General features: G+C 73.3%; 11 protein-coding genes. 5 read left to right on the plus strand and 6 right to left on the minus strand.

All coding sequences use genetic code 11. The features are described 5' to 3' along the window. Nucleotides 1-132: 132 nt before the first annotated feature. The 4 genes from ACFT32_RS22385 to ACFT32_RS22400 all read right to left on the minus strand — a co-directional run bounded on the left by ACFT32_RS22385 (nucleotide 133) and on the right by ACFT32_RS22400 (nucleotide 5,651). Nucleotides 133-1,533: an extracellular solute-binding protein gene (locus tag ACFT32_RS22385; protein WP_382491896.1), complete on the minus strand. Its 1,401-nt coding sequence runs from the start codon at nucleotides 1,531-1,533 to the stop codon at nucleotides 133-135. Beyond that, entirely contained in the window at nucleotides 1,533-4,121 is a 2,589-nt protein-coding gene (locus ACFT32_RS22390; protein WP_382491898.1) for a substrate-binding domain-containing protein, read from the minus strand. The genes ACFT32_RS22385 and ACFT32_RS22390 overlap by 1 nt, the downstream gene beginning before the upstream one ends. Nucleotides 4,122-4,125: 4 nt before the next feature. Continuing rightward, nucleotides 4,126-4,461: a hypothetical protein gene (locus ACFT32_RS22395; protein WP_382491900.1), complete on the minus strand. Its 336-nt coding sequence runs from the start codon at nucleotides 4,459-4,461 to the stop codon at nucleotides 4,126-4,128. A gap of 125 nt (nucleotides 4,462-4,586) precedes the next feature. After that, entirely contained in the window at nucleotides 4,587-5,651 is a 1,065-nt protein-coding gene (locus ACFT32_RS22400; protein ID WP_382491903.1) for a hypothetical protein, read from the minus strand. A 171-nt stretch (nucleotides 5,652-5,822) separates the two neighbouring features. Between ACFT32_RS22400 and ACFT32_RS22405 the strand changes: the two genes are divergently transcribed. Together ACFT32_RS22405 and ACFT32_RS22410 are read left to right on the plus strand one after the other, a co-directional pair. After that, nucleotides 5,823-6,263 (plus strand): hypothetical protein, encoded by a 441-nt coding sequence (locus ACFT32_RS22405; protein WP_382491906.1) that lies wholly within the window; start codon nucleotides 5,823-5,825, stop codon nucleotides 6,261-6,263. A gap of 103 nt (nucleotides 6,264-6,366) precedes the next feature. Continuing rightward, a complete protein-coding gene (locus tag ACFT32_RS22410; protein ID WP_382491909.1) occupies nucleotides 6,367-7,326 on the plus strand; it encodes a hypothetical protein in 960 nt (319 codons plus the stop codon). Here the strand turns inward: ACFT32_RS22410 and ACFT32_RS22415 are convergent. Next, nucleotides 7,232-8,587: a PLP-dependent aminotransferase family protein gene (locus ACFT32_RS22415; protein WP_382491912.1), complete on the minus strand. Its 1,356-nt coding sequence runs from the start codon at nucleotides 8,585-8,587 to the stop codon at nucleotides 7,232-7,234. The genes ACFT32_RS22410 and ACFT32_RS22415 overlap by 95 nt on opposite strands. 79 nt (nucleotides 8,588-8,666) lie before the next feature. On the opposite strand from ACFT32_RS22415, the gene ACFT32_RS22420 reads away from it, so the two are divergent. Both ACFT32_RS22420 and ACFT32_RS22425 read left to right on the plus strand, forming a co-directional pair. Next, nucleotides 8,667-9,494, plus strand: coding sequence for an alpha/beta fold hydrolase (locus tag ACFT32_RS22420; protein ID WP_382491914.1), 828 nt, complete (start codon nucleotides 8,667-8,669; stop codon nucleotides 9,492-9,494). Between the two features lie 43 nt (nucleotides 9,495-9,537). Then, entirely contained in the window at nucleotides 9,538-10,551 is a 1,014-nt protein-coding gene (locus tag ACFT32_RS22425) for an endonuclease/exonuclease/phosphatase family protein (RefSeq protein ID WP_382491917.1), read from the plus strand. Here ACFT32_RS22425 and snpA read toward each other — a convergent pair. Further along, nucleotides 10,548-11,207 (minus strand): snapalysin, encoded by a 660-nt coding sequence (gene snpA / locus ACFT32_RS22430; RefSeq protein WP_382491920.1) that lies wholly within the window; start codon nucleotides 11,205-11,207, stop codon nucleotides 10,548-10,550. The genes ACFT32_RS22425 and snpA overlap by 4 nt on opposite strands. Before the next feature lie 171 nt (nucleotides 11,208-11,378). On the opposite strand from snpA, the gene ACFT32_RS22435 reads away from it, so the two are divergent. Further along, entirely contained in the window at nucleotides 11,379-12,338 is a 960-nt protein-coding gene (locus tag ACFT32_RS22435) for a LysR family transcriptional regulator (RefSeq protein WP_382491922.1), read from the plus strand. The last annotated feature ends 12 nt before the right edge of the window (nucleotides 12,339-12,350 follow it).

The raw sequence follows: 12,350 nt of genomic DNA on the forward strand, positions 1-12,350 counted from the left end.
CTTGCTTCGTACGCTCACGAAGTCCATCCCCGTTCCCCGTTTACTTCAATTGCATGGTCAGTGCGAAATTGAGGCTACCCACGGGGACACACGTACGCAATGGAGGAGTTGTGAACATCATTGGGAGGAGATTCAACCGGGTAAAAATTCCCTCAACGCCTCGTCAAGGCTTTTCGCTATCTCCGCGTCACCCGGCGGACGTTCCCCCGGTCTCCGCGGAGGGTCGTAGAGGGCGTCGAGTTCGGTGATGAGGGTGCGGTTCACCGCGCCGTACAGCGGCGTGACCGGCCGGTGCACCGCTTCGCGGAGGGCCGGGTACAGGATGTCGCGGGAGTAGCTGGTGCCGTCGGCGAAACGGTCGGGGGGCGTACGGACCGTGCTCTCGCCGGTGGGGGACGCCGAGGGCGACTCGGAGTACGCGCGGGCGTGCCGGCAGTCGGGGGCGGTGCCGGAGTCCTGGTAGGCGGAGGCGCGGGTCGCCGCGAACCCGGCGCGCAGCAGGCAGCGTTCACTGTCCGGGTCGGTGAGGAACGCGATGAGTTCCTCGGCCTTCGCGGCCCGTTGCCCGGACATGGACGAGGTGACGGCGAGGTTCTGGCCGCCGAGCACCGCCTTGCCGGGCAGCCGGGTCACCCCGAGCTTGCCCTTGAAGGTCTCGTAGAGGGTGGGATAGACGTACGGCCAGTGCCGCAGGAAGGTGGTCCGGCCCTCCGCGAAGGCGCTCAGCGATTCGGCCTCGCGGGACTGGGAGGCCTCCTTGAGCGTGTAGGGCTTCGCCGTACGCTCGCGCAGTTCGCTCACGCCCGCCGTCAGCTGCTGCTCGGTCGCGACGTACTCGCCGTCCCGGTCGGTCAGCTCGAAGTCCGGTACGGCCGAGGCGAACGCCTCGATCGCGTTGACGGTACGGCCCTCGTACGCGGCGAGCTGGGTGGTCCAGCCCGCGTTCCCGTCCTCGGGGTCGACGGCGTCGATCAGCTCCCGCAGTTCGTCCCAGGTGACCCCGTCGCTGAGCTCGGTCCGGGAGGCACTGGCCTTCCGCAGGTGGTCCTTGCGGTAGTAGAGCAGGCCCGCGTCGCTGTTGAAGGGGACCGCGTACCGCTCGCCGTCCCAGTACGACGTGCTGTTCACGGACGGGACGATGTCCTCGGGGGACTTGACGGCCGCGTCCGTCAGCGGGCGGATCATGCCGGATTCGGCGAACTCCGGGATCCAGGTCACGTCGAGGTTCACGACGTCGTAGTCGGCGCCGCCGGACTGGAGGGCGCCGAGCAGCTGGCTGCGCTGCTGGTCGGCGGAGCCGGGCAGTTCCACCAGGCGGGCCCGGTAGCCGTGGCTGCCCTCCTTGGCGTTCCAGGCGTCGATGAGCTGCTGGCGGATGCCGTTCTTGCCGGTGACGTCCTGGCCGCTGGCCACCACGATCCGGGTGGAGGCGTCGGCGCCCTGCGGCTGTTCCCGCGGCTCGCCTCCGGTGCAGGAAGCGAGGGCGAGCAGCGACAGCAGGGACAGCGCGGCGGCGGGCAGGCGGCGGGCCATCATTCCTCTCCCGTTCCGATGCGGGCGACCTCGTCGTGCAGGGCGGGGACCAGGTCGTCTCCGGCGTCCAGGCAACGGCCCCGGCCGGCCTCGGCGATGAGCGTGCCGGGGCGGCCGCTGTCGCAGGCCCCGCTGTTCAGGGTCACCATCGCCACGGGCACGCCCGCGGTCCCGGCCCGGTCGACCACCTGTTTGAGCCGGTCGCCGGTCAGGCGGGTGTCGTCCTCGCCGTCGGTGAGGTACACGATGAGCTGCGGCCTCTCGTCCTTGGCGCCGCGCTCCCGCATGAACGTCAGCGCGTCCAGCAGGGCGGCGGACGGATCGGCCTCCGCGTCCCGCACCTTGCCGGTGTCGAGGGCCTCCTCGGCGCGCTTGCGGGAGTGCGTGCCGAAGGGCAGCAGCTCGGTGTGCGTACGGCCGTCGAGGCCGTGCACGGCCCATACCCCGTACTCGTCCTCCCCGCCGAGTCCGGGCAGGGTCTGCTTCAGGATGCCGGGGCCGCCGCTGGGGCCGTCCCACAGACCGGCCATCGAGCCGGAGCTGTCGAGCAGGAAGAGGACCCGGCCGTGTCCGTGCGCGTTGCCGTACCGCGCCAGTGCCCCGTCCAGATCCGACGCGCCGGCGGAGTCCCCCGCGCGGACGGTGTCGGTCAGACCGGCGGAATCCGCCGACCCGGCGTCGAGCAGGGCGTGGTCACCGCTCGCGGACCTGAAGCCCTGCTCGCCGAGCGCCGCCCGGCCTTCCGCACCGGTCAGCCAGGTGCGGAAGCGGTTCGCCTCCTCGTCGCGCGAGTTCGCGTCCAGGTCGCCGTGATCCCAGCGCACCCGCACGAACGTCGGCTCCAGGCCGGGTACGTCGTCGGGGTAGGCGGCGGTGCGCGGGACGCGTGTGGCCGGGTGGCAGCCGACCCCGCTTCTGAGCAGGAACTCCGGGACCAGGGCCGCTCCGCGGTCGTCCACGGCGTCGTCGTCGGGCAGCGTGCACAGCAGCTCGACCGCCGAGCGCTCGGGCCGCTCGGGCCGGGTGATGAGCCGCTCGGCACCGCGCACATCGTCCCCGTCGCCGTACAGGCCCACGGTCGCCAGCAGCGCCGAGCCGGTGAGGCCGGGGTCGGGGCGGTGCACTTCGGCGGCGCCGGGCAGCGCCTCCAGGGCGTCGACCAGCTCCGCCAGCGACCGCCCGGTGGGCTTCCCGAGGGCACGGGCGGGGTCCTGCGGCAGGGCCAGCACGACCGGTGAGTACGCGAACGGCTCGGCGTCCGGCTCCAGCCGGGCGAAGACCCGGTCCTCCTGCGCGGCGGTGACGCGGCCGACGTCGGCGCCGGTCGCGGGGATCCACACGTCCGGCTGCGGGCCGATGTCCCGCTGCGGGTTGTCGTCCTCGCGCGGCTGCTGCCAGGCGTCGGTCCGCTTGCCCAGCGCGTTGACCACGGTGGCGGCCCCGGCGCTGTAGACGGTGACGCCGCCGCGCCGGCAGCCGTCGTCCGTGGTGTTCGTGTCCGAGGCGAAGTAGGCGTCCGCGGCGGCCTGCATCGCCGGTTCCAGGTCGGGATCGGTCAGCACGCGCAGCTCCAGGGACGGTGCGCAGGCCCCGGAATCGCCGATGAAGGCGAAGATCCCGTAGCCGCCGGCACCGGTGGCGAGCAGGGCCAGCAGGACGGTGAGCAGGGTCCGGCCGAGCCGGTCGGCGAGGGCCCGGACGCCGTCGGCCGCGCGTCTGAGCAGGCGTGACCGGAGGGGGCGGGGAGGGGGGCCGGGCGTCGGCGGCGGGGGAGGTACCGGAGGTGCAGGCACGGGTGCAGGCTCGTACACGGGCGCACGCGAGGGCACCGGCCGCGCCGCCAGCAGGATGTCCGCGTCCGGGTCCCACGGCGGAGCCAGTGCCTGCGGTATCTGCGGGTCGTCCTCCTCCGCCCGGTAACCCGCCTCGTCCATCCGCTGCTTCAGCGTGGGATACAGCTCGGAGAGCCACACCTCCCCGTCCTCGTCGAGGACTTGCGCCAGCTCGCGGGTGAACGGCGTCGCGACGTCGGCGTCCCCGCCCAGGATGCAGCGGTTGGGCTGGACGCTCATCAGGAGGAGGACCTTCTCCTTGTTCCCCTCCGGATCGGGGAAGCGGTGCCAGATCCCCGCGGCGTGGCCCGCGTAGCAGCAGTCCAGGATCACCAGCACCTTCTCGGCGCGGCTCTCGGCGACGCAGATCTCCCCCAGCACCTGGGCGAAGCTCACGGCCCCGGGCAGCTCGCCCGCGACCACCTGCGCGGTGCGCATCTGGAGGTGCAGCTCGCCGCCGGAGGTGTTCACGACGGCATGCCCGGCGAAGTAGAGCAGCAGCAGGCCCTCGGCCTCGCGCACGGCGCCTCGCAGCTCGCCCCTGAAGTCCTCCTCGGACGGTGAGGCCAGCACCCTGACCTCGCCCGCGCCGAACACCCCGCTCCGGTTCAGGGCGTGCTGAAGTGTCTTCCGGTTGTGTCGCACGGCGGGGAGCTGGCCGGTCACGCCCTGTGGATCCGGCGCTGTGTGGTCGTATTCGGACACGCCGACGAGCAGCGCCCGGTTGGCTCGGCCGCGCGGGTCGAAGCGGCTCACCGGGCTACTCGCCGTCGGAGCCCAGCGGACGGATCTCCGAATCGGGTTCGCCGCCCTGGAGCCTGCGGCGGTTGTTCTTCCAGGTCTTCACCGCGCGGTTGGTGTACTCGGTCAGCGCGACGACCGTCGCCAGGTCACCGAGCAGTTGGAGGACCAGCTCCATGTCCGGCCCCAGACGCCCCTTGGGCGCGTCCGTGCTGGTCCGTTCCTCGATCCGCAGCTGCCCGGCGGAGAGCAACTGCTCCAGCGGCTCGTCCCGTTCCAGCCACGCCCGCAGGGCTCTGACATCGTCCACGGTCGCGCCGTCACCCAGCCGGACGCGTACGCCTAAGACAGCCACTTCGTCCCCCTCTGTCATACCCGACATCATGACACCGGGTCAGGCCCCGCGGGCAGACCTTTGACGCGAACCGCACCTGCGATCGCACGCCCTTTTCACGCCACGCACACCCGGCGCACGGGTGCTCAGCCCTGGGTCTGGAGCTGGCGCAGTTGCCGCTGGACGTGATCGAGCGCCCCCTCGCGCCGCCCGGGCACCCGCCCCCGCAACGCGGCGAGCCCGGCCCCCAGGTCACGCGCCTGCGCGGAGTCGGATATCTGGCCCCACTGGTGGTGGGCCCGGTCGACGGCCGACTCGACGGCGGGCGCGTCCACCGCCTGCCCGGCGTTCAGCCGGGCGGTGGCCACCGCCAGCCAGGTGCGGCAGCTGCGGGCCGCGTCCCCGGCGAACATCGCCAGGTCGGCCCGGACCTCGGCCCAGTGCAGGGCCTCTTCGGAGGCGGGTCCGTGCGCGGCCACGGCGGCCTGCTCGTGCCGGGCGGCGAGCGCGTCGGCGTCCTGGTGCCGGCCGGCCTGGACGGCGGTGGTGATGGCGGTGTGCGGGTCGCCGCTGCTCACCGGCCCCTGTGCGCTGATCACGATGTCCCGGCCGGCGCTCTCCTGCGCGATCCGGGCCAGCGCCTGCTGGTGCAACTGCTCCGGCGGCGGGCGGAACCCGCTGCGCAGGATCGTCGCCACGGCCTTCATGTACGCCGGTGCCGCGACCGAGCGACGGGACGGCGGTGGTGCGATGCGCCCGTGGACGGCGGTGGCGCGGCCCGCGTCCAGGGGGGTGCTCCGCAGCAGCTCCCAGGTCTCGGCGTCCGCGTGCAGGTCGAGCACGAGCGTGGTCGCCCCGGCGGGTCTGAGCCGCAGCTCCTCCCGGAACCAGTGCCAGGGGAAGGCCGTGTAGCGCAGGGTCGGGGCGGTGGTGCGGGCCAGCGCGAGATGCGGCAGGCGCTGTTTGCGGTCGAGCTGGAGCTGTCCGGTGACGTACACGGTGAGCGGGCCGGGGGCCGTGGCGGCGGCGCGGAGCCGGGTGAGGACGGCCTGCGGCTCCAGCGGGTCGGCGAGTTCGACGACGTTCGCGGTGTCCGTGCCGGACAGCACGGCGGGCGGCACGGCGGCCAGGACGGGGAGCACGGAGGCGGCGTCCACCAGGCGCCCCTTGCCCAGCGGCGAGGCCGCCAGCAGCAGCACGGTTCCGGGCATCTCTTCCCCTCCCCCGGTCGATCACGTACGGCAGCACCGTAACCTCTGCGGCTGCAAAGGGGGCGATCAGGACCGCAAACGTCCGCCTTCGGGTGGTTCGCCCCCCGACTTGCCAGCGGCCCCCCGCAGGTGTGCCCTGGTAGGCAGGGGCAGGGAGAGAGGAGCACTCTCATGGCTCATGCGGCACCCGCCTCACGCGAGGTGGCCCTGAGGCGCCGGACACCCGATGTCTTCAGCCCGCGCGCCCACGCTATGGCGAAGGTCGCGGTGCCCGTCGTCCTCGGTCTCGTCTACGGCTACTGGGCCGCGGCCAACCGGCGCGACGGCGGGCCCATCACGGGCTGGAACCTGCTGTTCGGCTTCGTCACCGCGCTCGTGTTCGCCGTGCTGTTCGCCGCCGTGTGGCAACTCGGCCCGATGCTGCGACGCGAACTGCACGCGGCGCTCTGGTTCGCCTTCACGGGCTGCGCGACCGGCTTCCTCATCAGCCAGTCCGGCGTGTCCGTGCTGTGGTCCATGTGGCTGGGCATGGCGGTCGGGGCGGGCGTCCTCCTGACCATGTTCTACCGCTACTACACGCACGAGGACGCCACGGGCCGCCGCATCGGCTGACCGGGTCCGGTCGTCCCGTGGGTGCGCCCGTTCGGCTTGACATGTGCGGCCGATTGCAGTCACATCGCGCGCGCGGCGGGCCCGTGACGGCTTGCCTGGGAGGGTGCCCGAGCGCTACCGGGCGCCCGTACCCGAGCAGGCGCCCCCACGACTGCGGAACGCCCTGTCGGCCGTTCTGCTGGCCCTCGCGTGCCTGCTCGTGCCGTTCGGGGCGCTCGCGTCCTGGGCGGCGCACGGGCTGACCGACACCGGCCGCTACGTCCGTACGATGGCGCCGCTCGCCGCCGACCCGGATGTGCAGCGCGCGGTCGCGGACGCCGTCGGGGACGGCATCATGCGGGAGGCCGGGCACGAGCTCGACACCGGCTCCCTGCGCGGCGCGGTCGGGCCCTTCGTGCACGACGCGGCGCGTTCCTTCACCCGTACCGAGGCGTTCCGCGCCGCCTGGGACGCGGCGAACGAGGCCCTCCACGCCGCCGTGGTGGACGCCCTGCGCGACGACGGGGCGCACGCGGCCGCCGTCACCGTCGACCTCGCCCCGGTCGTCGCCCGGGTCAAACGCCAACTCGCCGACGACCACGTGTCGTTCGCCCACCGCATCCCGGTCACACACGCCCGGGTCCCGGTGCTCCCGGCCGGGGACGTGGACCGACTGCGCAGGGGATACGACGTGCTGGACACCGCCGCCTTCTGGCTGCCGCTCACCGCAGCCGTCCTGGCCGTCGCCGGGATCGCCGTCGCCGCGTACCGCCGCCGTGCGGTCACCGCCCTCGGCCTCGGCACGGCGCTCGGCGGCGGGCTGCTGGTCCTCGCCGTGGCGATCGGCCGCCGCCTCACCCTCGCCGACCTGCCCGACGCGCTCCAGCGCCCGGCGGCGGGCGCGGTCTACGACGCCCTCACGACCACCCTGCGCACCGTGTCCTGGCTGCTGTTCGTCCTCGGCCTCACCGTGGCGCTCGGATCGTGGCTCACAGGCCGGTGCCTCGCCGCGCGGCGACGCGGGCGAGGGTCCGCAGCGCCCGCCGCAGATCCCCCTCCGGAACCGACGCGAGCCCGAGCCTGACGGCGTCGGGCGTGTGGCCGGGGGCGACGGCGAAGGCGGGGCCGGGCGTGACGGCGATGCCGTGCGCCGCGGCGGCGGCCGTGAAGGTGTCGGCGCGCCACGGCGCGGGCAGCTCCCACCAGGCGAAGTAGGCGCGCGGGTCGGACCGTACGGCGAAGCCGGCGAGTTCCTCGGCGAGGATCCGCTGCCGCCGCGCCGCGTCCGCCCGCTTGGCCTCCACCAGCCGCGCCACCGTCCCCTCCGCGGCCCAGCGCACCGCCGCCTCCAGCGCGAACCGCCCCGCGCTCCAGCCGCCCGACCGCACGGCCTCGGCCACGGCACCGACCCGCTGCGGGGGCACGACGAGGAACCCGACGGTGAGCCCGGGGGCGACCCGCTTGGAGAGCCCGTCGACGACATGGGCGAGGGCCGGGGCATGGGCGGCGAGGGGGTCCCCTGCCCCGTGCCGCTCACCCGACCCGTGCAGGAAGGACCAGATGCGGTCCTCCACGATCGGGAGGTTCAAGTGGTGGATCAGCTGGGCGAGTTGCAGCCGCCGTGTCCGGCTCGTCGTCTGGGACGTCGGATTGTGCAGCGTCGGCTGCACATAGAGGGCGGACAGGGGTGCCGTGCGGTGCGCGGCCGCGACGGCCTCCGGGAGCAGCCCGGCCGGGTCACCGGCCAGCGGCACCAGCGTGATGCCCAGCCGGGCCGCGATCTCCTTGACCAGCGGATACGTCAGCTGCTCCACACCGACCCGGCCGCCGGGCCGGACCAGGGAGGCCAGGACGGCGGCGATGGCCTGGCGGGCGTTGCCGGCGAACAGCAGCCGGTCCGGGGCGGGGCGCCAGCCGGGCGTGGCGAGGAGGGCGGCCGCGGCCTCACGCGCTCGCGGGGTGCCGGTGGCGGCGGCCGGAAGCAGGGCCTCTGCCAGCACGTCGGGGCGCAGCAGCGGCTCGAGGACGGGAGCGAGCAGCTCCGGCTGGCCGGGCGCGCTGGGGTAGCTGAGCTCCAGGTTGACGGGGGCGTCGGCCGCGCCGGGCTCGGTGAGCGCCTGCCCCGCCGGGAGGGTCGGGCCGGCGCGTACGAAGGTGCCGCGCCCCACCTCGCCGACGACCAGCCCGCGCCGGACGAGTTCGCTGTACACCCGGCCGGCCGTCGACGGCGCGATCCCGCGGCGCCGCGCGAACGCCCGCTGCGGCGGCAGCCGTTGACCGGGCCGGAGCCGTCCGGTGGCGATGTCGTCGGCGATCCTGTCGGCGATACGCCGGTAGTCACCCATCGGTCGGCCTCCCCCTTGGATTGCACCGAGAGCAAAGATCTTATTGCACCGAGTAGTTGGGCGGCCTAGGGTCGTCCTCATGGCACCCTTCCTCGCATACGAGGACAAAGGCCCCGACTCCTCCCGGCAGCCGCTTGTCCCCAAGGTTCCCCTGGTTCTCGTCCACGGCCACCCCTTCGACCGCACGATGTGGGCCCCGCAGCTCGAGACGTTCTCGGTGGACCGCCGGGTCATCGCCCCCGACCTGCGCGGCTACGGCGCCTCTCCGGTCACTCCCGCCCTCACGGACTTCTCCGGATTCGCCCGGGACATCGAGGCCCTGCTGGACGAGCTGAAGGTGGAGTCGTTCGTCCTGGCGGGCCTGTCGATGGGCGGCCAGATCGCGATGGACTGCTACCGCCTGTTCCCCGAGCGGGTCAGCGGACTGGTCCTCGCGGACACCTTCCCGTCGGCGGAGACCCCGGAGGGCGTCCGCACCCGTGACGCCATGGCGGACCGTCTCCTGGCGGAGGGCATGCGCGGCTACGCCGACGAGGTCCTGGAGCGGATGGTCGCCCCGTACGCCCCCGACGGGGTCAAGGCCCACGTCCACCGCATGATGACCGCCACCGCCCCCGAGGGCGCCGCAGCCGCCCTGCGCGCCCGCGCCCGGCGCCCCGGCTACGACGACCTGCTGCCCCGTGTCTCCGTCCCGGCCCTGGTCGTCGTGGGAGCGGACGACTCCTTCACACCGGTCTCCGACGCCCTGGCCATGCACATGGCCCTCCCGGACTCGGCGCTGCACATCGTCGACGGCGCGGCCCACATGCCGAACCTGGAACGCCCGGACGTGTTCGACCGGGCGCTGGGGGAATTCCTGGCCCGGGTCGACGCCCGGCAACCTTCCTCCGCGCCACCCCGTCTTTGAGGGAGGATGCGGGCGAACCACCCCGCGAACGGAAGGCCGGCCTGTGAACACCGCCGCTGCCGAGTGGACCGCCACGGACGACGGGCCGGAGGACCGCCCGCCCGGACGGGGGTGCGGCGCCTGGTTCGCCGGGCTGCTGCTCGCGGGAGTGAGCGTGGTCGTCGGCTTCCGGACCGCCGACAGCGACGGCGGCACACCCGTCCCGCAGCTCCTCGCCTTCCTCCCCTGGCTGCTCGCGCCCACCGGCCTGGCGCTGCTGCTCACCCTGCGCTCCCGCTGGTGGCTGGGAACCGTCTGGGGAGTCGCCGTGCTCGGCCTGCTGGCCTGGTTCATCGAGCCGTACGGCAAGGTCGACGACCCGGCGGGCCGCCCGGTCGCCGACCTGCGCGTGCTGACCTCGAACGTCGAGTTCGGGCAGGGCACCGGCTCCCTGGTCGCCGCCGTCCGCCGCGAGAAACCGGACATCGTCTTCGTGCAGGAGTGCGACTACGACTGTGACGCCCGGCTGAAGAAGGACCTCTCGCAGGACTTCCCGCACCGCAGTGCCGTCGAGGGCGGCGGCTCCGAGGGCTCCGTCATCCTCAGCCGCTTCCCGCTCCGGCGCACCGACGGCGTCCCCGGCACCATGGGCATGCCCGGGGCGGTCGCCGACGTGGACGGGCACGCCGTACGGCTCCAGCTCGCCCACCCGATGCCCCCGCTGCCCGGGCAGGTGGACCTCTGGAAACGGGAGCTCGGGGCCCTGCGCGCCGCGGCCGCCACGGACCGCGCTGACCCGCTCGTCCTGGCCGGCGACTTCAACGCCTCCCAGGACCACGCCGCCTTCCGCCGCATCCTCGACACCGGCCTGCGCGACGCCTCCCGCCTGGACGGCGCCGACCGCACGGCCACCTGGCCGGCCCTGACCGCGCCGACGCTCGGCGCCCAGATCGACCATGTGCTGGTGTCGCGGGACTTCGCGGCCCGCGACACCCGTGTGCTGAAGTTGGCCGACACGGACCACCGGTCGGTGATCACTGAACTGACGCTGCATCAGCGCCCTGGGAGCCAGTCCTAACGGCCGGACTTCTCCAGGGCCTTGTCCATCGCCGCCGCGAGGCCGTTGGCCCACAGCTGGTTCACCCGGGCCCGCTCGTTGGCGTCCGGGTTGGCGTTGGTGCAGGACGTGCCGGGCCCGCCACCGGACATCAGCTCGCTGCACGGACCCGAGTAGTGGTCGGGCAGACCGAGGACGTGGCCGGTCTCGTGCGCGGTGACCCGCGTGGAGTCGTACTGCTGGTTCTGCCGGTAGTCGAGGAAGATGTAGCCGTTGCCGTGCCCGTCGGTCGAGGCGTACGAGCCTCGGGAGTCGTTCCCCTCTCTGTAGCTGAAGTCGGCGGACGACGCGGAGCCCGACTGGAGCTTCACGTTCGACACCGCGCCGTTCCATATCTGGGTGCTGCGCGCTATCTGGGAGCTGAACGTCGGCGCGCGGGACGCGTCGTAGACGACGGTGACGGCCGCGGTGGCACTGGGGTTGGCGGCACGCTTCTCGGCGACGGACTTCAGGACGGCCTGGAAGAAGGCCTTGCCGGCATCCGAATCGGCGGACTTGGCGACGTACCCGGCGTGCGGGGCCGCGGCCGGAGCGGCAGCGGCGGGAACCGCTGTACCGAAGCCGACCGTCGCAAGGCCGAGACCGAGAACCGCCAGCGCTGACATGGACTTTCGCATCGAGACTCCTTGGTGGGGGTGAGTCGTCACCGGTGAGTCTCGATGCCTGTGCGGCGCCTGTGATGATGGCAGCCGGGGATAGGACAGTACTATTGGCTGCCCAATTCACATGCTTTAGCGGTGAATTATGTGGCTGGTTATAGGCGCGGTTCCGCTTTAGCCTCACGGAGCATGGAGCTCGAGGTGAGGCACCTCCGCGCGCTGTGCGCCATCGCCGACACCGGCAGTCTGCACCGCGCCGCCCGGCACCTGGGCGTTGCCCAGCCGTCGTTGAGCACACAACTGCGCCGCATCGAGCAGGAGCTGGGCGGCCCGCTGTTCCTGCGTGCCCGCACCGGCTGCCGCCCCACCCCGCTGGGCCGGCTGGTCCTGAGCCGCGCCCGTCCGCTGCTGACCGAGATGCGTCTGCTGGTGGTCGAGGCGAGGGCGGCGGCCGCCGGCGGCACCGAGCTCCGTATCGGCTCGACGGCGAGCAAGGCCCTGGCGGGCTGGCTGCGCCGCCTGCGCGCCCACGGCCAGAATCCCACCCTCCATATGAACGTCTCCGCGAACGCCCTGCTCCGCATGGTCGTGGACGGCCAGCTCGACGTCGCCTTCGTGCACGAGGTGGAGGGCTGCCCGCTGCGCATCCCCGCCGAACTCCGGCAGCGCGTCCTGGTCGAACGCGAGCCGCAGTGCGTGTCGCTGCCCGTCGACCATCCGGCGGCCGGAAACCCCGAGGTCGACCTGAGCGACCTGGCCGGCGACCGCTGGATGATCGACCCTACGGTCGACGGCGAATGGGACGCCGTCCAGCGGATGTTCCGGGCCGCCGACGTCAGCCCTCACGTGCTGCACGGCGACTACCACACGGCCGACGCCCTGGTCGCGACCGGCGAGGTGGTCACCGTGTGCCAGCCGACCCGCACCCCCCGCCCCGACATGGCGGTACGCCGCATCAAGGGCGACCCTCTCGGCGTACGGCTGCTCGTCGCGGCGCGTACGGAGACGGCCCTGGCCCGCGTCTACCCCGCGCTGGAGGAGGCGTACGGGGAGGTGGCGCGACAGGCACCGGCATACCGGGAATGGCCGGCCCGGGAATGGCCGGCACCCGACGGACCGCACAGACCGCCGAGCCCGGCCCTCCCCTGACCTCTCGAACCT

Origin of the sequence: Streptomyces sp. NPDC057002 (genome assembly GCF_042673825.1) — a bacterium.
Classification (GTDB): Bacteria; Actinomycetota; Actinomycetes; order Streptomycetales; family Streptomycetaceae; genus Streptomyces.